Source organism: Xanthobacter sp. NM-59 (genome assembly GCF_021401125.1).
Taxonomy (GTDB): Bacteria; Pseudomonadota; Alphaproteobacteria; order Rhizobiales; family Xanthobacteraceae; genus Xanthobacter.
On record NZ_JACBFQ010000005.1, the window covers coordinates 254,802 to 276,378 of the forward strand.

Sequence of the window (21,577 nt, forward strand, 5' to 3'; positions counted from 1 at the left end):
GGCAAAGAGCGGAACGTTACATCTCGCAGCCCGGCCCCCGCCATTTCGCACGTCGCGACCGGTGATGGGAACACAGGCGCGTGATCGGCGTAACGGGTGCCGGCATGGCGGCGAATTCAGGTCATGGCCGCGATGAGCGTGGCCGGTGTTGAAACTGGAGAAGACCCATGAAGCCTGTCGCCACTCTCGCCGTCCTCGGCTCTCTGGCCGCCACCCTCGCCGCCGTGTCGGCGCCGGCCGCCGCCCAGGATGCCGGCAAGGAGAAGTGCTACGGCGTCGCCCTGAAGGGCCAGAACGACTGCGCCGCCGGCCCCGGCACCACCTGCGCCGGCACCTCCAAGATGGATTACCAGGGCAATTCCTGGAAGCTCGTGCCCAAGGGCACCTGCGTCAGCATCAAGACGCCCCACGGCATGGGCGCGCTGATGCCCATCAAGTCCTGATCCCCGCTCCGAAGCATCGCCCCTCCCGCAAGGGGCGACGGCCTCTGGCCCGGCCCCCTCCCGCGGGAGGGGGCCGCTGGCGCAAGCGACTTCCGGGAGGTTCGAAATGTCCCAGGTTTCCATGATGCCCCAACGCGGCGGTGCCGCACGCGCCCCGGCCCTGCCGCCCGGCCCCGGGGTCGGCTTCAAGCCGCAGCATTTCGCCGACATCATCGCCGCGCCCCAGCCGCTCGCCTTCTTCGAGGTCCATGCGGAAAACTATATGGGCGAAGGCGGGCGGCCCCACGCGCAGCTCGCCCGGCTGCGGCGTGACCACGCCTTGTCCATCCACGGGGTGGGGCTCGCATTGGGCGGCTCAGGGCCCCTCGATGGCGCCCACCTCGCGCGCCTCGCCCGCCTGTGCGAACGCTATGAGCCGGAGAGTTTTTCCGAGCATCTGGCCTGGGCCGGCCATGGCGGCATGTTCCTGAATGACCTTCTGCCCCTGCCCTATACGCCAGAGCGGCTGGCCACGGTGGCGGCCCATGTGGAGCAGGCGCAGGAGGCTCTCAAGCGCCCGATTCTGATCGAAAATCCGGCCACCTATCTCACCTTTGCGGAAAGCTCGATTCCCGAGGGGGAGTTCCTCGCGGAGCTGACCCGCCGCACCGGCTGCGGGCTGCTGCTGGATGTGAACAACCTGTTCGTTTCCGCCATCAACCATGGCCTCGATCCGGACCGGATGCTGGCGGCCCTCCCCCTCGACCGCGTGGGCGAGATCCATCTGGCCGGGCACGTGCCCGCGGCAAGCCCCGGGACCGCCCCACTGCTGGTGGATGCCCACGGCAGCCACGTATCGGCGCCGGTATGGGCGCTCTTTGCGCGGGTGCTGCGCCGCACCGGTCCCGTCGCCACGCTGATCGAATGGGACAATGACGTGCCCGACTGGCCCACCCTACGGGCCGAGGCGGAGCGCGCCGGCGCCCATCTCCTCCAAGCGCGGAAGGCGGCCTGACATGCCCGCCCTCCATGCCGATGAGCGCTTCGCCCGCGCCCTGCTCGCGCCCGATGGCGCGCCGCCGCCCGGCCTAACCGCCGCCGGTGGTGACGCGGTGGCCCGGCGCTTCGCCATCCACCGCAACACGGTGGGCGTCACCCTGTCCGAGGCCCTGGCCGTCGCCTTTCCCGTGGTGCGTCAGCTGGTGGGTGATGACTTCTTCGCCGCGGCCGCCCGCGCCTTCGTCACCGCCGCCCCGCCCACATCCCCGGTGCTGGCCGATTATGGGGCCGGGTTCGCCGATTTCCTCGCGCGCTTCCCGCCCGCCGCGGAGCTGCCCTATCTGCCCGATGTCGCGCGGCTGGAACGCTTGATGGTCGAATCATACCATTCCACCGACGCCCCGGCCGAAACACGTGCCGGCCTGGCGGGCCTTAGCCCGCAGGAGGCGGCGCCGCTCACCCTCGCCCGCCATCCTGCCGCCCGCTGGCTGTGCTCGCCGTGGCCGGTGGTGACCCTGTGGCGGATGAATGCCGGGCACCTGCCCCTCACCCCCCTCTCTCACTGGGCCGGTGAGAGCGCGCTCGTCACCCGGCCCGAGCTGGACGTGATGCTGACGGCGCTGCCGGTGGGCGGGGATCAGCTTCTGTCCGTGCTCGAAACACCATTGTCCCTCGCCGCGCTGTCCGAGGCCATGGAGCCCGTGGGCGGCCTGGCCGGCGCGCTGCCGCCACTGCTCGACGCTGGCGCCGTGCGGCGCGCGAGCACGCCACAAGGAGAGCAGCGATGACCACCAAGACCACCTTCCCCGCCGGCTCCGCACCCGCATTGGCCCCGCTCGCCATATGGCTGCGCGGACTGAGGCGCCGGGCGGAAGCCGTGCCCTACGATCTCATCGCCGTCGGCGCCCGGATCTTTCCGGCAGCCGTGTTCTGGCAATCGGGGCTCACCAAGCTCGATGAGCATTGGCGCGTCTCGGACAATGCGGTGTTCCTGTTTCAAGAGGAATACCGCCTGCCGCTGCTGGACCCCTGGCTGGCCGCCCACGCGGCGGCCACAGCGGAGCTGACCTTTCCCATATTGCTGGTGCTGGGCCTCGCCACGCGCCTTTCGGCCCTCGCCTTGCTGGGCATGACGATGGTGATCGAGATCTTCGTCTATCCCGATGCCTGGCCCACCCACGGCACCTGGGCCACCCTGTTCCTGCTGCTGGTGGCACACGGACCCGGACGCTTCAGCCTGGACCACCTGCTGGGCCGGTTCTTCTGCCGGGCAGAGGCCGCTAAAGCTGGCAGCCGCTCGCCGATGTGAGGCCCTCCGGCTGGCCCCAGTCGTTCTGCGGCACGCCGGCATAGGGGGCGCCGTAGCTCTGCTTCACCATCCGGAACGAAGAGGCCTGCCGGGTCGCCGGATCGAAATCGATGATCCAGAAATAGTCATAGGTCTCGCTCGGCCAATCGCTCAGCGCTTCCCTGAAGCGGGCGAGGCCGAACAGGTCATAGAGCGTGGAGGGCGCCTCGGGGCGTGCGTCATCCTTGGCGACGACGGCTTCCAGCTCGGCGGGCGTACGGGCGGCCTCCCTGGCGGCGGCCCTGTCCTTCTGCTCTGTGCTCTTCTTGCCGTGGCCGGACAGGGTTTTGGCGATGTGGTCGTGCTCCCAGGTCACCACCACCGTGGCGCCATCCCAGCGCGGATCGGTGAGAAGGTCGCGGGCGAGCTGCTGGGTCTGGCCGTTCAACACGGTCTCAGCGATGGCGCCCGAGGCATCCGGCAGCGCGGGATAAAGATTGACCGGCATCCCCCAGCTGCGCGCCGAAGGAGCGATGGTTTCCAGCGTGTGGAGGGTCATGGCGAAGAACGCCTTGGGCGCCTCGCCGGGGCCGAACAGGCTGGTGGTGGCCTCCCGGCCGAGATATTGCGCGGCCAGCGCCTGCGCCCGCAGGTCGCCCACCGCGCACAGGCGATAGGCGTCGTGCTTCTCACCGTGGCGCAGCAGGATGATCCGGCTCGGCAAGGCCACCGCATCCGCCGCCACGAGCGCCCATGCCCCGGCGCACAGCCCTGCGGCCATCCAGCTTCTCCATGCCGCCATGCCGATCCGCCCCCACTGTCCCGGTCCTGATATCCTCGCGAGCGAAACAGATTCGGCTCGGCCCCGCCAGAACGTCGCGCCGGCGGGTTAAATCTGGACGGGTGGAGCCGGCAGGGCCTTCACACCCTCGCGCGAACATGCTTCAACGCGACAATGACTGTTCGGGTTCGAGGCGGAGGTGAGCCATGCTCACAATCAGGTTGGGGTCCAGCGCACACACCATGATGCTGCTGGCGGGTCTTGCCAGCCTCACCACTGTGGCCTTGGCGCAGACGGCCTCACGGCCGCATGTGGTCATCACGCCGAACGTGATCCAGCTGCCGGTGATTCCCCAGGGCAATTATCTCGATCCGGGCCCGGGCCCGGCCATCCGCCCTGACGTGAAGATCGGCCGGGGCGAGAACAACGATTACGTGTTCCCGCCCGATTTGTCCGGTGGCTACGGCTCCGGCCCGCCCGGCGACCCCACCAATAACGGCTCGTGGAGCCCGCTGGCCGGGAACACGCCGAGCTTCTGATGCGCCCCGCGAGGGTAAACCATACGAAAAGGGCCGCCGGCATCGCCAGGCGGCCCTTTTCTTTGCGCCCTGGTCCGCGCCCTTCTGGGGTCGCGGACCAGGGCGCAAAAGAAAAACGGCGGGGGAAGCCCCCGCCGTTTCTTGACACTGCAAACCCGAAGCGCGGATCAGCGCTTGGAGAACTGGAACGAACGACGCGCCTTGGCCCGGCCATACTTCTTGCGCTCGACCACGCGGCTGTCGCGGGTAAGGAAGCCGCCCTTCTTGAGGGGCGTGCGCAGCTCCGGCTCGTAATAGGTGAGCGCGCGGGAGATGCCGTGACGCACCGCGCCGGCCTGACCGGAGAGGCCGCCGCCGGTGACCGTGCAGATCACGTCATACTGGCCTTCGCGGGCCGCGGCCTGGAACGGCTGGTTGATCATGAGGCGCAGCACCGGACGGGCGAAATACACCTCGATGTCGCGATCATTGACGGTGATCTTTCCGGTGCCGGGACGAACCCACACGCGGGCCACCGCGTCCTTGCGCTTGCCGGTGGCATAAGCGCGGCCGTACTTGTCCAGCTTCTGGACATGGACGGGAGCGGACACTTCCTCGGTGGTGATGGCGGCGCCGCCAAGATCTTCGAGGGACTGGAGAACCTCGGCCATGTCAGTTCCTCACGTTCTTGCGGTTGAGCGCGGCCACGTCGAGGGCGACGGGCTGCTGGGCCTCGTGCGGATGGGCCGGGCCCTTGTAGACACGCAGGTTGCCGAGGATCTTGCGGCCGAGCGGGCCACGGGCGAGCATGCGCTCCACCGCCTTCTCGATGACGCGCTCAGGGAAGCGGCCCTCGAGGATGAACTTGGCGGTGCGCTCCTTGATGCCACCCGGGAAGCCGGTGTGGTGGTAGTACGCCTTCTGGTCCTTCTTGCGCCCGGTGAACACCACCTTCTCAGCGTTCACGACGATGACATTGTCACCGCAGTCCACGTGGGGGGTGTAGATGGGCAGGTGCTTGCCCTTGAGGCGCATGGCGATGATGGAAGCAAGACGACCCACAACAAGGCCGCTGGCGTCGATCACCACCCACTTCTTTTCGATATCGGCGGGTTTGGCCGAATACGTCTTCATGGGGTCGTTTTCCGATTGTGACTGCCGCACGGACCCGGAACGAAAATCCGCGGGCCCCTGTGGCGATGGAGGCGGCTTGTATCCGAGGCCCGCGGACTCGTCAACGTCAGCCCACCTCGAATAGTCATTGCAAAACAATGGTTTATTATTTTGGTATTTTAACACCACTCAAAAAGGCTCTGATTTCGCAGAAAGTTGGGCCTGTTCCCGCCGCATCAGCGTTTCGCAGGCCGGTCGGGGATGGAATAGGTAGCCACGCAATGGGCCACGAGATCGTCCACACCGGCGCTGCGGATGCCCACGTCTCCCACCGCGAGGCGCTTGCCGAGCTTGATCAGCCGCGCATCGGCATAAATCGCGCCGGGCGCGGGCTTGCGCAGGAAGTTGATGGAGAGATTCGTCGTCACCGCCAGCGCCACCGGCCCGATCTCTCCCAGCAGCGCCACATAGACGGCAATGTCGGCCAGCGCCATCAAGGCGGGGCCGGACACGGTGCCGCCGGGGCGCAGATGCTCCTCGTCCGCATCGAGCCGGATGGTGGCGGCGCGCCGGCCCACGGTCTCGATATGGTGCGGCTTGCCGGGCCCGAACGCCTGCGGGAACTCCCCGTGCAGGAACTGCTCCAGCTCCGCGATGCTCATCGCAGAGGCGGTGGCGGCCTCCATCCCCATGATTTTCCTCCCTTTATTGTCATTCTCGCCCCACCCGTGCCGCACGGCTCGCATGGGGCACGCCCCTGTGCATAGAATGCCGCGCCACAAGATCAAGCATCAGCATCCCCGGGAGGATTGCCCATGTCCGCGCACCCCGCCACCGCCGCCGATGGCCTCATCCTGAAGACTGAGGTGGCCGACGGCGTCGCCACCCTCACCCTGGCGCGGCCGCAATCCCGCAACAGCCTGTCGGAAGCCATGATGGCGGCCCTCACCTCGGCGCTTGCGGATATCGGCGCCGATCCCGCGGTGCGCGCGGTGGTGCTGTCGGCGGAAGGACCGGTCTTCTCCGCCGGACACGATCTGAAGGAGATCCAGGGCCATCGCGGCGATGCCGATCGCGGCCGCGTCTATTTTGAGGATGTGCTGAAGCGCTGCTCCACCCTCATGACCGCCATCGTCCGCCTGCCGCAGCCGGTCATCGCCGCCGTGGAGGGCATGGCCACCGCCGCCGGCTGCCAGCTGGTGGCGAGCTGCGACCTCGCCGTGGCCGGGGCCGAGGCCCGCTTCTGCACGCCGGGCGTCAATATCGGCCTGTTCTGCCACACGCCCATGGTCGCCCTCACCCGCAACGTGTCCCGCAAGCATGCCATGGAGATGCTGCTGCTGGGCGAGTGGGTGGAGGCGCAGGACGCCTTCCGCATGGGCCTGGTGAACCGCGTGGTGGAAAAGGGCTCCGCTTTGGCGGCCGCCACCGCTTTGGCGCGGCGAATCGCCGAAAAGTCGCAGGTGCCGGTGAAACTCGGCAAGGCGGCCTTCCACGCCCAGATCGAAATGGGGCTGGACGAGGCCTATGCCTACGCCTCCCGCGTGATGACCGAAAACATGCTGGCGCGCGATGCGGAGGAAGGCATTTCCGCCGTTCTGGGCAAGCGCGCACCCAGCTGGGAGGACCGGTGAGCGACGGGGCAACAAGCCGCAGCGCGTCGCTTTAACCATCTCTCAACCATAAACGGGCTTTCCTGTCTCCTCGAAGCAGCCGCATGGCGCGGTGGCAGGAGCGGGACAGCGGCGCATGGCAATGAACGTCGCCGAGATCGGATCGAGCGTCGCACTGGCGGCGCCCGCGCGCGCCCGTCGCCTCAGCGGTTTCAATGCCGTCGCGGCGGGTCTGGCGGCGCTGGCGCTCGTCAGCGCGCTGCCGCTGCGCTTCACCGCCACCGCCAACCTCTCTTTTGATGTCGCCACCCAGCCGCCCGCGGCCACCGTGCGCGGCATCGCCCAGGTGCTCGGCTCCCGCGAGCTCGCCCGTGATGCGCTGGAGAAGCTCGCGCCCGGCGAGGTGGCGCGGCTGGCCTCCGACGGCCTGTTCCCGGCCGCGGCCAGCGCCGATCTCGCCTCGCTCACCGGCATCGCGGCCCGCCGGGTGGTGCAGGATGTGTCCATCGTGCCCGTGAATGGCGGGCGCGGATACGATCTCGCCGTCGCCGCCCCCTCCCCCGCCCTGGCGGCCCGCCTCGCGGATGCCTATGTGTCGGCCGCCCTCGACCTTGAGGCGCGCCCGGCCGCCGCCTCCGATCTGCCGGGCCTCAGCCGGGGCGCCGCCGCGATCGCGCCGCTCACGCCCGACGTCCCCGGGCCCCTGCCCTTCACGCTGCTCGCGGCCGCCGCCGTCACCTTCCTGCTGGGCCGCCGGCAGCAGCGGCGCGAGCCCCTTCCCCAGGGCATCCTTGCGCGCGAGGCGCTGCCGCGCCAGCTCGACACGCCCCACCGCATCACCTGGCTCGACGGCACCACCGCGCGCGGGCTGGAGCTGGACGCCGCCGTGGACCAGCTCCTGCCCCATGCCACCACCTGGGCCGAGGGCCCGGTGCGCGTGCGCGGCCGCCTCATCTGCATGACTTCCGATGGCCTGCCCGATGCCGCCGGCCGCTGCGCCCGCGCCCTGGCCCGCCGACTGGGTGACGAGGCCGGCGTGGTGCTGGTGGTGCTCGACCAGGCCGCCGACACCGCGGATCTGGTCGACATCGGCTGCGAGGTGGGGGCCCCGGGCCTCCGCGAGCTCATCCTGGGCCGCGCCCATTTCGGCGAGGCGGTGCATCGCGACCCCCATTCGCGCGCCCATGTGATTCCGCCCGGCCACCTGCCCCCGGGCTGGACCTCCGCCACTGGCGCGCAGGGCGAAGGCACCGCATCGGACGAGGCGGACACGCAGCGGCTCGCCGCCGTGCTGCAGGCTCTTCGTGAAACCTATGATTACGTGGTGATGGCCAATCCGCGCCTGGAGCCGGACGACGCCGCCTTCGCGGGCTGCGACCCGCTGGTGGTGTGCCTGACCGCCGACACCGCGCCGCGCACGGCGGCGGTGGAAAGCTTCGACGCGCTGGCCGCCATGCGCCTGTCCCGCATCGTGATGCTGCGCTTCGCCACCGGCGAGACGGTGGCCGAGGAGCTGGCCCAGGAGGAGATCCTGCCGCCCGAGCCCATCGCCGAGGAGCCGATGATTCTGCGCAAGCGCGCCGCCTGAGATCGGCGGCAAGGCCGGCGTGGCGGAAGCGCGAAAACGCGCCTCAGGCCTTGGGCCGGTCCGGGCGCTCCATCCACCAGATGAGGGCGCCGGCGGGGATCACCCACAAGGTGCCCAGCAGCACGTAGCACACGGTTTGCAGCGCCCAGTGCAGCTCGGTGACGCGCCCTTGCGCGACCGCCATGGCCCCGAGCGCCCACACCACCACCAGAACCAGCAGCAGCACCGTGCCGATGAGCTTGCGGATGCGCTGAGGCATCATCTCCCGTCTCTCCTGTTCGCGATCGCCTTGTGAGGGCCGGCGACTGCCCTCTATAACGGATCCACGGTGAGAGCCACGACAGAATGGCCCGCCGGCTGGGAGAGACGCCATGCCGGATCCAGGCGGCCACGCTGCGTGGCAGGCTTCGCGCGATGTTGCCCGTCCCCGAGCCGCTCCCACCTCCATGGGACCGGCGAGAGGTGGAGCCGCGGCCGCGCCCTTTTCGTCCCCCGCGCGTCCTCTCGCGCCAGCGCTGTGGCGGGTGCGGTTCTGGCTTTATGGCGTGGCGCTGCTGATCGTCGCCATGGTGGTGGTGGGCGGGGCCACCCGGCTGACCGAATCCGGCCTTTCCATCACTGAATGGAAACCCGTGACAGGGGTCATCCCCCCGCTTTCCGCAGCCGACTGGCAGGCCGAGTTCGACCGCTACAAGACCATTCCCCAATACGAGGCCCTCAACCGCGGCATGGGGATCGACGGCTTCAAGCGCATCTATTGGTGGGAATGGGCGCACCGCCTGCTGGGGCGGCTTGTGGGCATCGCCTTCCTGCTGCCCTTTCTGTATTTCGTGATCACCGGCGCCGTGCGGGGGCGGCTGCTGGCCCGCTGCCTCGGCCTGTTCGCCCTCGGCGGGCTGCAGGGCGCGGTGGGGTGGTGGATGGTGGCTTCGGGCCTCGTGCACCGCACCTCCGTCAGCCCCTATCGACTGGCCGTGCACCTCACCCTCGCCTGCATCATCCTCGCCGCCACCGTGGCCGTGGCGCGCACCCTCGTGCCCGCCCGTGAAGGCCCGAGCGCGCCCTTGCGACAGCGCGCGACGGCGGTGGCGCTGGTGGCGCTGGTGCTGGTGCAGGTCTTCGCCGGAGGGCTGGTCGCCGGCCTTGATGCGGGGCTCGCCTTCAACACCTGGCCGCTCATGGACGGGTCATTCGTTCCGCCTTTGGAGCAGCTCGGCGCCGCGCGGCCGTGGTGGCGCAACCTGTTCGAGAATGCCCTCACGGTGCAGTTCGATCACCGCATGATCGCCTATGGCCTATGGACGCTGGCGCTGCTGCACGCAGTCGATACCCGCCGCTCACGCGCGGGGCGTGGGGCGGCGGGGCTGCTGGTGCTGGTGAGCGCGCAGGCGGGGCTCGGCATCGCGACGCTTCTGCTGCATGTGCCGCTGCCGATCGCCCTGGCCCATCAGCTTGGCGCCACGGCGGTGCTGATCGCCGCCACGGCACACGCGGTGGATGTGACGCGCCAGCCCCTCAGCGCAGCAGGAACGCCACCACAGGGGCCATCATCACGTTGAACAGGCCGGCCAGCACCATCACGAGACCGGCGATGGAGCCTTCCTCGCCCCCGATCTGGTGCGCCTTGGCCACGCCCGCGCCGTGGGCGCCCATGCCGAACAGCGCGCCGCGGGCCAAAGAGGAGCGCAGGGGCATCACCTTCAGCAGCAACTCGCCCAGGGCCGCGCCGCAGACGCCAGTGAGGATCACGAACACCGCCGTCAGGTCCGGCAGGCCGCCGATATCGTCGGACACAGCCATCGCGAACGGAGTGGACGTGGAGCGCGGCATCAGCGACAGCTGCATGGTGGAGGACAGGCCGAGCCAGGAGGCCATGAAGAAGGCCGCGACCATGGCGATGGAGCTGCCCACCAGCACGCCCAGCAGCAGCACCGGCCAATGCCGGCGGATGACCGCCCGCTGCTCATAGATGGGAATGGCGAAGGCCACCGTCGCCGGGCCAAGCATCAACACCAGCCAATGGGTGGAGCGGATGTATTCGGAATAACCCGCATGCAGGCTGACGGCGATGAGCCCCACCATGATCGGCGTGAGCAGCAAGGGCGAGGTCCACCAGAACCGCCACCGGCGGGCGATGAAGCGCGCCACCAGATAGCAGCCGATGGTCACGGCGGACCACAGGACCGTCGTCTCAATCAGGTCAAGCGCCGGCATGGGTCTCCTCCCGCCGCGCGCGCCAGCGGTAGCACAGGTCCACGGTGAGAGCCGTGCCACCCATGACGAGCACCGTGCCCACCAGGATGACCGCGACGATCTTGAGGCCCAGCAGGCCGATGAATTCGTGATGGTCCAGCACCGCCATCACCGCCGGCACGAAGAACAGCAGCATTTCGGCGATCAGCCAATACGCGCCGCGCCGCACCGCGATGGGGCGGATGAAGCCGGAGATCAGCAGCGCCAGCACCACCGCCATGCCGACGATGCCGCCGGGAAAGGGCAGATGAGCCAGCCGCACCAGCGCCTCGCCCAGCATCCAGAACAGCGCCAGAACGGCAATCTGCAGCAGGCCGGAGCGATGGAGCGCCGCGCGGAATAGGAGAGCGCTGCGCCGAAATGCGCGCTCCGGATCAGGCATTTTGGTAAACATGGGAGGCACCTCCAGTGCCGTTACCCATAAGATAGGCGTGCCCTGTCTATTATGAAAATGAATTGACTGAATTCCGTCCATTCCGTATTTGAATGGTATGGAACTTCGCACGCTCAGGGCCTTCGTGGAGGTGGTACGGCAGGGGGGCTTTTCCCAGGCCGCCAAGGTGGTTTTCGCGACCCAGCCGACCATTTCCAAGGCGGTGAAGCAGCTGGAGGACGAGCTGGGGGTGCCCCTGCTCGACCGCATCGGCCACAAGAGCATGCTCACCGCGGCGGGCGAGATTGTCTACCGCCGCGCCCTCACCATGCTGGCCGAGCGCGACGACATGATCGCCGAGCTCGCGGACCTGCGCGGGCTGAAGACGGGCACGCTCCGCCTGGGCCTGCCGCCGCTGGGCGCCAGCACCCTGTTCGCGCCTCTGTTCGCCATCTATCGGGCGCGCTATCCGGGCATCGACATCCGCCTGACAGAACAAGGCTCCAAGCGGCTGGAGGAGATCGTGCTAGCGGGCGAAGTGGAGCTTGCCGCCTCGCTGCTGCCCACCTCGGACGACTTTGACTTTCAGCCGGTGCGCTGCGAGCCGCTGATGGTGGTGATGCCCAAGGACCATCCCCTGGCGGGCGAGCGCGCGGTGGGCATTGCGGCGCTCGCCGCATCGCCCTTCATCCTGTTCGAGCGGGGCTTCGCGCTCAACAAGGTACTGATCGACGCCTGCGATCGTGCCGGATTCGCCCCCATGGTGGCGGCCCGCAGCGGGCAGATCGACTTCATCGTGGAGCTGGTGGGCGCGGGGCTGGGCGTCGCCTTCCTACCGCAGACCATCGCCAGCCTGCGCCGCACGCCGGCCGTTTCCCTGGTGCTGCTGGACGAGCCCGACACCCAATGGCACATGGCCCTGGTGTGGCGCCGGGGCGGCTACCTCTCCCGCGCCGCGCGCGCCTGGGTCGAGCTCACCCGCGAAGTCTATGGCGCCACGCCCGACAGCGGCACCGGCGCACCGCCGGCCGCGCCGCGGTCCTGATCCGCGCGAACCGGGACCCAACGTCCGCGATTCCGCGAACCTCGCCACAGGGATGAAAGCTTGCTCGCGGATGGGCCCGTCGCCGGCCGACCAGCACTCAGGCAGCAAGAGGTAATGCGGCCTCCTCCCCCGGTTCCGGATGAGTGAACCAGCCGCGACCGCCCTGGCGTCGCGGGTCGTTCGCCTTCGCGGCTGGCGCGCCTGCAAGCGGGGCCGGAACCCGCTTGGGCAGTGGATGCCCGCGAAAAAAGCCGACTAAACGGCTTCGCCACGTCCGTGAAAATCTGAAACAGTCGAAGGGCCCCACCCAAGGCATCGCCCTCAAGGCATCGCCCTTTGGCGCGCCGCCGGGTCCGCATTCCCAAGTTATGCCCCCGCCCCGCGGGCGAACGCGCTGCGGCTTCAGGAACACCTTGGGGGACCACAGGCTCCGCAGGCTGCTGCGAAAGTCGGCTGGCACCAAGACTCAACGGCAACCAGCCCACACCGAGGCGGGACGGAGGGACCTCCGCCCGGAGCGTTTTCCAGCAGAACGGACAACGGTTTGCTCGAAAAACGGGCCCGCGCAATGGGCAGGAGGATTTCCCTGCGACAGCCAAGCAAGGACCGGCTTCAGCCGCAGCGGAAGTACCGGACATGGCAAGCCCCCCGCCCCTAGGTGCGCGTCCGCTTGCGATCCCTCGGCGCCCGGGCGGCGCGGCGGCCGCGATGGAACCACGGCCGCCGCAGCACAAACGCCGCGCAGACCGTGCGGCCCTTGGCCGCCAGGAAGCGGAGCATGACCCGCGTATTCAGAGGAGATGTGCGGGCGGCGCCGCCCTCGCCTCCGCCCCCGATGGAGGCCATCGAGGCAAGGCACGGCGGCGCCGCCATGGTACCGATCGGAAACCGGATTAGGTCCCGGCAGTCATCGCCCCGCTCGGCGCGAGGCTCGGCGCGGTCAGGACCAGCGCACCTCGACGATCTCGAAGGAGCGAGCGCCCTTCGGCGTCACCACTTCCACGGAAGAGCCCTTCTTCTTGCCAATGAGCGCGCGCGCCATGGGCGAGGAGATGGAGATACGGCCCGCCTTGGCGTCAGCTTCGCTGTCGCCGACGATCTGCCACACCCTTTCTTCCTCCGTGTCCTCGTCCACCAGGGTCACGGTGGCGCCAAACTTCACCACGTCACCGGAGAGCTTGGACACATCGATGACCTCGGCCCGGGACAGCTTGTCCTCGAGCTCGGCGATGCGGCCTTCATTGAGCGACTGCAGTTCCTTGGCGGCGTGATATTCGGCGTTTTCAGACAGGTCACCGTGAGCGCGCGCCTCGGCGATGGCGGTGATGATCCGCGGGCGCTCCACCTGCTGACGCTTCTTCAACTCCTCCGCGAGGGCGGCATAGCCGCCGACGGTCATGGGAATCTTCTCCATGGGTCCTTTCAAGACCTCCCGAAACTGATGCGCGCGACACGCCGCCCGGCGGCCTGCCGCCCTGAAATCCTCCGTGCCCGCGCAACGCGGAACCCTGCGGCACGGACCGTGGCCCCCACCGGCCCAATCGGCCGGTCGCCCTGGCCGGCGCGAAGCGACCGGCCTGCCAGACACAGGAGACCTAACGACAAGAATGCGCGGACGCCGAAACGCCCGCGCTGCTCAACTCTCCCCGTCCATCCGTCAGGCGACGGAGGACTTGCCCCGCACGAGCGGATTATGATCGGCGTGGAAATAGTCCTGGAGCGGGCGCACCTTCAGGTCGCCCCCCACATAGGCCTTTATCCCCTCCGCCGCCGCGACGGCACCCGACAGCGTGGTGTAATACGGCACTTTCTGCAAGAGGGCCGCGCGCCGGAGCGAGCGGCTGTCCGCAAGAGCCTGCGCCCCCTCGGTGGTGTTGAACACCAATTGCACCTCGCCGTTCTTGATGGCGTCCACGATATGCGGGCGACCTTCAAGCACCTTGTTGATCTTGGTGGCGGCGACGCCGTGTTCTTCCAGGAAGCGCTGGGTGCCGGAGGTGGCGATCACCTTGAAGCCCAGGCTCTGGAGCATCTGCACCGAAGGCAGGATGCGCGCCTTGTCCTGCTCGCGCAGGGAGATGAACACGGTGCCCGACTGCGGCACCTTGGTGCCGCCGCCGAGCTGGCTCTTGGCGAAGGCCACGCCGAAATCGGTGTCCAGCCCCATCACCTCGCCGGTGGAGCGCATCTCCGGGCCGAGCACGGTGTCCACGCCCGGGAAGCGGGCGAAGGGGAACACCGCCTCCTTGATGGCGATGTGGTCGAACTTCGGCTTGGTCAGCCCGAACGAGGCGAGTTTCTCCCCCGCCATCACCCGCGCCGCGATCTTGGCGATGGGCAGGCCGATCACCTTGGCCACGAACGGCACCGTGCGGGAGGCGCGCGGGTTCACCTCGAGGACATACACATCCTTGTCCTTGATGGCGTACTGCACGTTCATGAGGCCGCCGACGCCCAGCGCCAGGGCCATGGCGGCGGTCTGCTTCTCCAGCTCCGCCAGGATCTCGGGGCTCAGGGAGTAAGGCGGCAGCGAGCAGGCGCTGTCACCCGAATGGATGCCCGCCTCCTCGATGTGCTCCATGATGCCGGACACGAACACATCCGTGCCGTCGCACAGGGCGTCCACATCCACCTCGATGGCGTCCGACAGATAGCGGTCGAACAGCAGCGGGTTCTTGCCGAGAACCGTGTTGATCTGGCCGGTCTTGTCGTTGGGATAGCGGGCCTTGATCTCCTGGGGCACCAGGCCCGGCAGGGTTTCCAGCAGGTAGTCGCCGAGCTGGCTCTCCTCGCGGATGATCTGCATGGCCCGGCCGCCGAGCACGTAGGAGGGGCGCACCACCATGGGATAGCCGAGGTCGGACGCCACCAGCCGCGCCTGTTCCACCGAATAGGCGATGCCGTTGGCGGGCTGCCGGATGTTCAGCCGCTCCAGCAGGTGCTTGAAGCGGTCGCGGTCCTCCGCGAGGTCGATAGCGTCGGGCGAGGTGCCGAGGATCGGCACGTTCGCGTCCGCCAGCGCCTTGGCGAGCTTCAGCGGGGTCTGGCCGCCGAACTGGACGATCACGCCCTTCAGCTTGCCATTGGTCCGCTCGCGCTCGATCAGCTCGAGCACGTCCTCCGCGGTGAGCGGCTCGAAATAAAGCCGGTCGGAGGTGTCGTAGTCGGTGGAGACGGTCTCCGGATTGCAGTTGACCATGATGGTCTCGTAGCCGACGTCCTCAAGGGCGAAGGCCGCGTGGCAGCAGCAATAGTCGAACTCGATGCCCTGGCCGATACGGTTCGGCCCGCCGCCCAGGATGACCACCTTCTCGCGGTCGGACGGCCGCGATTCGTCCGCGAGCTGGCCCGCGAACGGGGTCTCGTAGGTCGAATACATATAAGCGGTGGGCGAGGCGAACTCGGCGGCGCAGGTGTCGATGCGCTTATAGACCGGATGCACGTCGAGGGCGCGGCGCTGGGCGCGCACGTCCGCCTCGGTGCGGCGGGTGAGGGTGGCGAGCCGCGCATCCGAGAAGCCCATGCCCTTCAGCTTGCGGAACGCGCCGGGAGTGGCGGGCAGGCCCAGGCGGCGGATCTTCTCCTCCGCTTCCACGATGGAGCGGATCTCGCCCAGGAACCAGGGGTCGATCTTGCACGCGGCGTGGATCTGCTCGTCGGACACGCCGAGGCGCATGGCCTGAGCCACATAGAGCAGGCGATCCGGAGTGGGCGTGCCCAAGGCGGCGCGGATGGCGTTCTTGTCGTCGCCCTGGCCGAGGCCCTCGATCTCGATGTCGTCGAGGCCGGTGAGGCCCGTTTCCAGCGAGCGCAGCGCCTTCTGCAGCGATTCGGCGAAGGTGCGGCCGATGGCCATGGCCTCGCCCACCGACTTCATGGCGGTGGTCAGGGTCGGCTCGGCGCCGGGGAACTTCTCGAAGGCGAAGCGCGGAACCTTGGTCACCACATAATCGATGGTGGGCTCGAAGGAAGCCGGGGTCGCGCCGCCGGTGATGTCGTTCTCGATCTCGTCGAGGGTGTAACCCACGGCGAGGCGCGCCGCGACCTTGGCGATGGGAAAGCCGGTGGCCTTCGACGCCAGCGCCGAGGAGCGCGACACGCGCGGGTTCATCTCGATGACGATGAGGCGCCCATCCGCGGGATTGACCGCGAACTGGACGTTGGAGCCGCCGGTTTCCACACCGATCTCGCGCAGCACCGCCAGCGAGGCGTCGCGCATGATCTGGTATTCCTTGTCCGTCAGCGTCAGGGCCGGCGCCACGGTGATCGAATCACCGGTGTGCACGCCCATGGGGTCGATGTTCTCGATGGAGCAGATGATGATGCAGTTGTCCGCCTTGTCGCGGACAACCTCCATCTCATATTCCTTCCAGCCGAGCACGCTCTCTTCCACCAGCACCTCATTGGTGGGGGAAGCGTCGATGCCGCGCTCGATGATCTCGATGAACTCGGCCTTGTTATAGGCGATGCCGCCGCCGGTGCCACCCATGGTGAAGGACGGGCGGATGATGGCGGGCAGCCCCACCTCCTCCAGCGCGTCCAACGCCTGGGCCAGGGTCTTGATCTGGCGCGAGCGGGGGGTGGAAAGGCCGATCTTGGTCATGGCCTCGCGGAACAGCTCGCGATCCTCGGCCTTGTCGATGGCCTCGGCCGTGGCGCCGATCATCTCGACGTCGAACTTGTCCAGCGTGCCCATTTTCTTGAGCGACAGCGCGCAGTTCAGCGCGGTCTGCCCGCCCATGGTCGGCAGCAGGGCAAAGCCCTTGGAGCGGTCACCGCGCTCCTTCTCGATGATCTTGGCGACGATCTCGGCGGTGATGGGCTCGATATAGGTGGCGTCCGCCATGTCCGGATCGGTCATGATGGTCGCGGGATTGGAGTTGACCAGGACGACCCGGTACCCCTCCTCCTTCAGCGCCTTCACCGCCTGGGTGCCGGAATAATCGAACTCGCACGCCTGGCCGATGACGATCGGGCCGGCGCCGATGATGAGGATGGTTTCGAGATCTGTGCGTTTCGGCATGTCTCTCTGGCGCTCTGGCTCACCTTGGCCCCTGGCATGCACCTCTCCCGCGCCGTGGAACGGCCGGAGAGAAATGCTTCAGGCGCAAAAAAAGGGCCGCGGGTCGCGCGCCCCCTATAGGAACAGTCCACCGCTCGAGGACGAGGCGCACGAGCGCGGCGGATGCGGTTCAAGCCGGCGTGACGCGCGAAAAATCGTGCGTGCCGGCTCACTGATGGGCTTCCTTAGACCATAATTTCCGGCGACGGAAGACGTCTTTCCCATTCCTGCCCTGCGGGAGCATCACGTCTTGCACGCAAATCTCGCGGCCCTCGCCCGGCGCTACCGGCCGCTGATCCTGCAGATCGCATCATTCGCCTGGGTTGGCGTCCTCGCCACGGGCGCTCATTTCGCCACCTTGGCACTGGTGGTGGAGCGCGATATTGCCGGCCCGGTGGTGGCCTCCTCCCTCGGCGCGGTGGTGGGGGCCATCGTCTCCTACCTGCTGAATCGCGCCTTCACCTTCGAATCGACCCGCACCCACGCGGGCGCCGTTCCACGCTTCATGGTGGTGGCGCTCATCTCATTCGCCCTCAACGGGCTGCTGATGGATCTGCTGGTTCACCGGCTGGGGGTATTCTACCTGCTGGCCCAGGTCATCACCACGGGCATCACCATGGTGTGGACCTTTGCCGGCTACCGCGTCTGGGCCTTCGCCCATCGCGCCGGGGCACGGCGCGGCGCTCATGGGGCCTGAGCCCCGCGCGCCGCACCGGCGAAGGCTCACTTCAGGGTTTCAAGATACGCGACGACGGCCTTCACATCCTCCGGATTCTTGAGGCCGATGAACGCCATCCTGTTGCCCGGCAGCGTCTTCTTGGGATCGGCGATGTATGCGCTGAGGTTCTCCGGGTCCCAGGTCCAGCCGGCCGCCTCCATCGCGGGGCTGTACTTGAAGCCCGGCTCAGTGCCCGCCTTGCGCCCCACCACGCCGAACAGGGTGGGGCCGACCAGGTTCTTGCCCGGCTCCACCCGGTGGCAGGCCTTGCACGCGTTGAAGGCGCGCGGCGCATCGGCCGCCTGGGCAGACGTCGTGAACACCAGCGCCACGGCGGCAGCGCCGATCAGAAGCCTCGACATTCGGATCTCCAGGGAAACGGCCGCACCACCGCCCTCTTCGGCAGGCCCGTGCGGTCCGGGTCACGGTCCATCGGTCCGAACGTCCAACAGGCCCCCCATCAGCCGCCCAGCCGGGGAAGAACGGTAGTCAGCGGCCTGGAAAGTGTCCAGATTACGGGCGCCCGCAGGCCACCCTTCCCCTCAGGCATCTTGACGCTGCCGGAGGGGAAGGCGCCGCGAACGCGGGGGGAGCAGCGGCACCCGCCTCACCGGTAGTTGATCCAGAACACGCCCACGGTCGGATTCGCCGCCCGCAAGGTCGCGTCACCGGACGAAATGCGCCTCGGTCCGGAAAGCTTGCCCTGCACCGCCGTGCTCACGGTCGCCGGCAGCGCGAGCTGGACGCCGGGCCGGCATCCGCCACCGATATTGGAGAGGCGCCCGCCCTGCCAGTCGGCCACCACGCCACCGGCCTGTCCGCCGAACCCCTGCACCCGGAACGGACCGCCATTGGCCTTCTCCAGATCGGCGATGGTGGAGCCGATGCGGATGCCGTTCACGCTCCAGGCGCTTTCCTCAGTGAAGGAGATCCGCCGAGGCGAGGCCAGATTGGCCGGGTCCTTGAAAGAAATCTCCATGGCCAGGCCGGGATCGTTGGGCAGCACCACCACGCCCGGCGACGAATTGCCATCCGGCGACGTCACGGTGCCGGTGACGACATTGGCTTGGCCGAAGTCGGCGGCGAGGTTGAGCGCCGTGGTGTTGGGGGCGAAGGGGCCGGTGCACTGGAACTGGCGCGGGCCCGCCGTCGGCTTGGGGATGGAAACCACGGTCTCGGAATAATCCCCGAAGCCGTCGGTCTGCTTCACGACGCCGGTGCCCCAGCTGTCGGGCGAACCCTGGCAGGCGGAAAGCACGGTCGCGGACAGCACCAGGAGGGCCGCGGCGGACAGGCCGGCCGTGGGGCGCGACACGGTCGTCGATGCGGGATTGATGCGCGATTTCATGGTCATGGGCAGCCTCGTGCAACCGGAGGACAGAGCGGCCCGCAGGCGGCGGACCGGGCGGTCGCGGCGAGCCGGCTGCAGCGGCCCCCACCGCCGTTCCCGGATGCACCTGCGCCTTTTTCCACCCATAGCGGGTCGCGGAGCCACCCGCCAGAGGCCTCGAACGTCACAACGGCTTCACGGTAAAGAGGTTTCCCTCATGGTTGACGAAGGGGGGCCACCATGAACGACATGAGTGGGAACACGGCGGCCACGGCCGCCCGCTCGGTTCAAGACTATATCGACGAGGCGCCGGCATGGCCCGATGGCACGCCTGTCGCCGCCGTGCCCATGACCTCGATGCAATGGCGCATCTGGTGGCTGGCCGCGGCGGGCAAGTTCTTCGAGGGCCTCGTCGTGTTCATGACCGGCGTGGCCATGCCGCTGATGTCGAAGGAATTCGGCATGGATGCCTTCCAGCACGGACTGGTGGGCGCGGCGAGCCTCGCAGGCATCCTGGTGGGCGCGCTGCTCCTGGGCGGGCTGGCCGATCAGTTCGGGCGCAAGGTCATGTTCATCGTGGAGATGGTGATCTTCATCATCTTCCTCGCCCTGCTCTCGGTCAGCCCCAGCTTGGGCTGGACGGTGGCCTTTCTGTTCGGCATGGGCGTGGCGCTCGGCTGCGACTATCCCACCGCCCACATGGTGATCTCGGAGAGCATCCCCACCAGCGCGCGCGGGCGGCTAGTGCTGGGCGCCTTCGGCTTCCAGGCGGTGGGCGCGCTCCTGGGCACGCTGGTGGGCTATCTGGTGCTCTCCAATCTCTCCGACGTGACCGGCTGGCGGCTCATGTACGCGGTGGCCATCCTGCCGGCGCTGGCGGTGGTCATCGGGCGCTTCTACGTCACCGAAAGCGCGTCCTGGCTGATGGTGCACGGCCGCCATACCGAAGCCGAGCGCGAGGCGCACAAGCTGCTCAAGCGCAAGCCCCAATATCCCAAGCACATCAAGCTCGCCTCGAAGCACAAGGCCCACTCGAAGGATGAGCGCCACCCCTCCGCCCTGTTCAACGCGCGCAACCGCCGCGCCACCATCCTGGCTTCCGTGCCCTGGTTCCTGCAGGATCTGGGCACCTACGGCATCGGCATCTTCACCCCCACCATCCTGGCGGCATCGCTGGGCATGGCCGCCAGCCATGACCAGCACCTGAGCGCGCTCATCCTCCATGACGAGCTGGCGGCGGAAGGGGCCGCCGCCATCGACCTGCTGCTACTGGTGGGCATCGGCGCGGCGGTGGTCCTGGCCGACCGGGTGGGGCGCATTCCGCTGCAGATCGTGGGGTTCCTGGGCTGCGCGGCGGGCCTGCTGATCGCCGCCCTGTCCACCTATTATGCCGACGGGCCGCGCATCACCCTCATCTTCGCGGGCTTCATGCTGTTCAACTTCATGACCAATCTCGGCCCCAACGCGCAGACCTACCTGCTGGCCGGAGAGGTCTTCCCCACTCACATTCGCGGCATGGGTGCCGGCTTCGCTGCGGCCTTCGCGAAGATCGGGGCGGTGACCACCGCCTTCCTCTTTCCCATCCTGCTGGCGGAAATCGGAACGGCGACCCTGCTCTATATCCTGGTGGGCACATCCGTGCTGGGCGCGGTGGTGACCTATGCGTTCCGCATCGAAACCAAGGGCCGCAGCCTGGACGACATCGGCGCCTGAGGCCCAACCGGACGACACGGGACGGGGGGCGCGGTAAACGCGCCCCCAGGGAGGCCCCAGCGCGCTAAAGGGGCGCCACCGCGGGCACTGCGTGCCACCAGGCTTCCACCTCATCGAGTTCCGCGGACACCACGCGGGCCATGTCACCAGCGAAATTGACCCACTCGCCCGCCACGGAGGGGGAAACCGAAGTGAGAACCGAGAACTCCGCCGCCACCGCCGCGTGGAAGGCGGAGGTGAGGCCGCGCCCCTCCGCTTCCTGGCGGCCGAACTTGGAGAGGATCACCACGGTATCCGCCCCCGCGCCACCTTGGGCGAGGCGCGCGGCAATAGCGTTTTCCACCCCGGCGCAGGCGGCCGCCAGCCCCTCTGGATCCAGCGCGCAGCCGGATGAACCGGGGCCGAGATCCTGGTGCAGGCGGTGGGTGGCGCCGGAGGCGAGATCAAGCAGCATCACCTCGTGATGGGCGATGCCGGGTACCATGTCCTCGACCACGCCGAGCACATGCACGCCACCCGCCCGCAGCCGGCGTGCGGCCTCGGCGAGCAGCGACTGGATCACCTCCCGATCGGCGCCTTGAACGGCAAGGATCGTGGGCCGGCTTGAAACGTCCACCATGGCCATCTTCCGCACGGGCGCAGGCCGCCCATGGCGCTGTATCGTGTTTGTATATATCGAACCATAGCAGAGTGCGGCCCGCAGGCGCCAGACGCCTTCACTCACCGAGGCGCTCGACGGAACCGCGCCTGTCCTCATCCTC

Annotated in this window: 23 protein-coding genes; 11 read left to right on the plus strand and 12 right to left on the minus strand. The window is 68.3% G+C overall.

What is annotated here, in order from left to right:
• The first annotated feature begins 167 nt into the window (after nucleotides 1-167).
• The 4 genes from L0966_RS12025 to L0966_RS12040 all read left to right on the plus strand — a co-directional run bounded on the left by L0966_RS12025 (nucleotide 168) and on the right by L0966_RS12040 (nucleotide 2,730).
• Entirely contained in the window at nucleotides 168-443 is a 276-nt protein-coding gene (locus tag L0966_RS12025; protein ID WP_234052153.1) for a DUF2282 domain-containing protein, read from the plus strand.
• Nucleotides 444-549: 106 nt separating this feature from the next.
• Entirely contained in the window at nucleotides 550-1,437 is an 888-nt protein-coding gene (locus L0966_RS12030; protein WP_370640724.1) for a DUF692 domain-containing protein, read from the plus strand.
• Between the two features lies 1 nt (nucleotide 1,438).
• Nucleotides 1,439-2,209, plus strand: a complete 771-nt coding sequence (locus tag L0966_RS12035) for a DNA-binding domain-containing protein (RefSeq protein WP_234052156.1) — start codon at nucleotides 1,439-1,441, stop codon at nucleotides 2,207-2,209.
• Nucleotides 2,206-2,730 (plus strand): DoxX family protein, encoded by a 525-nt coding sequence (locus L0966_RS12040; RefSeq protein WP_234052157.1) that lies wholly within the window; start codon nucleotides 2,206-2,208, stop codon nucleotides 2,728-2,730. Before L0966_RS12035 ends, L0966_RS12040 begins: the two co-directional genes overlap by 4 nt.
• Here L0966_RS12040 and L0966_RS12045 read toward each other — a convergent pair.
• Nucleotides 2,702-3,490, minus strand: a complete 789-nt coding sequence (locus L0966_RS12045) for a hypothetical protein (protein WP_234052159.1) — start codon at nucleotides 3,488-3,490, stop codon at nucleotides 2,702-2,704. The genes L0966_RS12040 and L0966_RS12045 overlap by 29 nt on opposite strands.
• Nucleotides 3,491-3,696: 206 nt before the next feature.
• On the opposite strand from L0966_RS12045, the gene L0966_RS12050 reads away from it, so the two are divergent.
• Nucleotides 3,697-4,029 (plus strand): hypothetical protein, encoded by a 333-nt coding sequence (locus L0966_RS12050; RefSeq protein ID WP_234052161.1) that lies wholly within the window; start codon nucleotides 3,697-3,699, stop codon nucleotides 4,027-4,029.
• 167 nt (nucleotides 4,030-4,196) lie between these two features.
• Here L0966_RS12050 and rpsI read toward each other — a convergent pair whose 3' ends face one another.
• The 3 genes from rpsI to L0966_RS12065 all read right to left on the minus strand — a co-directional run bounded on the left by rpsI (nucleotide 4,197) and on the right by L0966_RS12065 (nucleotide 5,813).
• Nucleotides 4,197-4,679, minus strand: coding sequence for a 30S ribosomal protein S9 (gene rpsI / locus L0966_RS12055; RefSeq protein ID WP_234052164.1), 483 nt, complete (start codon nucleotides 4,677-4,679; stop codon nucleotides 4,197-4,199).
• A 1-nt stretch (nucleotide 4,680) separates the two neighbouring features.
• Nucleotides 4,681-5,142 (minus strand): 50S ribosomal protein L13, encoded by a 462-nt coding sequence (rplM, locus tag L0966_RS12060; protein ID WP_234052165.1) that lies wholly within the window; start codon nucleotides 5,140-5,142, stop codon nucleotides 4,681-4,683.
• 215 nt (nucleotides 5,143-5,357) lie between these two features.
• On the minus strand, nucleotides 5,358-5,813 hold the full coding sequence (locus L0966_RS12065) for a PaaI family thioesterase (RefSeq protein WP_234052166.1): 456 nt from the start codon (nucleotides 5,811-5,813) through the stop codon (nucleotides 5,358-5,360).
• Nucleotides 5,814-5,936: 123 nt separating this feature from the next.
• On the opposite strand from L0966_RS12065, the gene L0966_RS12070 reads away from it, so the two are divergent.
• Nucleotides 5,937-6,755 carry an enoyl-CoA hydratase gene (locus tag L0966_RS12070; RefSeq protein WP_234052168.1) on the plus strand — a complete coding sequence of 273 codons (819 nt, stop codon included), beginning with the start codon at nucleotides 5,937-5,939 and terminating at the stop codon, nucleotides 6,753-6,755.
• A 115-nt stretch (nucleotides 6,756-6,870) separates the two neighbouring features.
• Nucleotides 6,871-8,322 (plus strand): hypothetical protein, encoded by a 1,452-nt coding sequence (locus tag L0966_RS12075; protein ID WP_234052170.1) that lies wholly within the window; start codon nucleotides 6,871-6,873, stop codon nucleotides 8,320-8,322.
• 43 nt (nucleotides 8,323-8,365) lie between these two features.
• On the opposite strand, the gene L0966_RS12080 is transcribed toward L0966_RS12075, so the two are convergent.
• Nucleotides 8,366-8,584, minus strand: a complete 219-nt coding sequence (locus L0966_RS12080) for a DUF2842 domain-containing protein (RefSeq protein WP_370640725.1) — start codon at nucleotides 8,582-8,584, stop codon at nucleotides 8,366-8,368.
• A gap of 262 nt (nucleotides 8,585-8,846) precedes the next feature.
• Between L0966_RS12080 and L0966_RS12085 the strand changes: the two genes are divergently transcribed.
• Complete coding sequence (locus L0966_RS12085; RefSeq protein WP_370640726.1) at nucleotides 8,847-9,881, plus strand: COX15/CtaA family protein; 1,035 nt, start codon at nucleotides 8,847-8,849, stop codon at nucleotides 9,879-9,881.
• Here L0966_RS12085 and L0966_RS12090 read toward each other — a convergent pair.
• Both L0966_RS12090 and L0966_RS12095 read right to left on the minus strand, forming a co-directional pair.
• On the minus strand, nucleotides 9,838-10,536 hold the full coding sequence (locus L0966_RS12090; RefSeq protein ID WP_234052171.1) for an LrgB family protein: 699 nt from the start codon (nucleotides 10,534-10,536) through the stop codon (nucleotides 9,838-9,840). The two genes, L0966_RS12085 and L0966_RS12090, sit on opposite strands and share 44 nt — an antisense overlap.
• Nucleotides 10,523-10,969 (minus strand): CidA/LrgA family protein, encoded by a 447-nt coding sequence (locus L0966_RS12095; RefSeq protein WP_370640728.1) that lies wholly within the window; start codon nucleotides 10,967-10,969, stop codon nucleotides 10,523-10,525. The genes L0966_RS12090 and L0966_RS12095 overlap by 14 nt, the downstream gene beginning before the upstream one ends.
• 97 nt (nucleotides 10,970-11,066) lie before the next feature.
• Between L0966_RS12095 and L0966_RS12100 the strand changes: the two genes are divergently transcribed.
• Nucleotides 11,067-11,993, plus strand: coding sequence for a LysR family transcriptional regulator (locus L0966_RS12100; protein ID WP_234052172.1), 927 nt, complete (start codon nucleotides 11,067-11,069; stop codon nucleotides 11,991-11,993).
• 940 nt (nucleotides 11,994-12,933) lie between these two features.
• Here L0966_RS12100 and greA read toward each other — a convergent pair.
• Nucleotides 12,934-13,407: a transcription elongation factor GreA gene (greA, locus tag L0966_RS12105; RefSeq protein ID WP_234052173.1), complete on the minus strand. Its 474-nt coding sequence runs from the start codon at nucleotides 13,405-13,407 to the stop codon at nucleotides 12,934-12,936.
• Between the two features lie 243 nt (nucleotides 13,408-13,650).
• Nucleotides 13,651-17,016 carry a carbamoyl-phosphate synthase large subunit gene (gene carB, locus L0966_RS12110; protein ID WP_234052174.1) on the minus strand — a complete coding sequence of 1,122 codons (3,366 nt, stop codon included), beginning with the start codon at nucleotides 17,014-17,016 and terminating at the stop codon, nucleotides 13,651-13,653.
• Nucleotides 17,017-17,305: 289 nt separating this feature from the next.
• Between carB and L0966_RS12115 the strand changes: the two genes are divergently transcribed.
• Entirely contained in the window at nucleotides 17,306-17,752 is a 447-nt protein-coding gene (locus L0966_RS12115) for a GtrA family protein (RefSeq protein ID WP_234052175.1), read from the plus strand.
• Between the two features lie 26 nt (nucleotides 17,753-17,778).
• On the opposite strand, the gene L0966_RS12120 is transcribed toward L0966_RS12115, so the two are convergent.
• Together L0966_RS12120 and L0966_RS12125 are read right to left on the minus strand one after the other, a co-directional pair.
• The gene (locus L0966_RS12120) at nucleotides 17,779-18,135 is read right to left on the minus strand and encodes a cytochrome c family protein (protein WP_234052176.1); all 357 of its coding nucleotides are present in this window, start codon (nucleotides 18,133-18,135) and stop codon (nucleotides 17,779-17,781) included.
• A 245-nt stretch (nucleotides 18,136-18,380) separates the two neighbouring features.
• Nucleotides 18,381-19,127 (minus strand): hypothetical protein, encoded by a 747-nt coding sequence (locus tag L0966_RS12125; protein ID WP_234052178.1) that lies wholly within the window; start codon nucleotides 19,125-19,127, stop codon nucleotides 18,381-18,383.
• Nucleotides 19,128-19,343: 216 nt separating this feature from the next.
• Between L0966_RS12125 and L0966_RS12130 the strand changes: the two genes are divergently transcribed.
• The gene (locus tag L0966_RS12130; RefSeq protein WP_234052179.1) at nucleotides 19,344-20,816 is read left to right on the plus strand and encodes an MFS transporter; all 1,473 of its coding nucleotides are present in this window, start codon (nucleotides 19,344-19,346) and stop codon (nucleotides 20,814-20,816) included.
• Nucleotides 20,817-20,880: 64 nt separating this feature from the next.
• Here L0966_RS12130 and L0966_RS12135 read toward each other — a convergent pair whose 3' ends face one another.
• Nucleotides 20,881-21,435, minus strand: coding sequence for a DUF2478 domain-containing protein (locus L0966_RS12135; RefSeq protein ID WP_234052180.1), 555 nt, complete (start codon nucleotides 21,433-21,435; stop codon nucleotides 20,881-20,883).
• Between the last annotated feature and the right edge of the window lie 142 nt (nucleotides 21,436-21,577).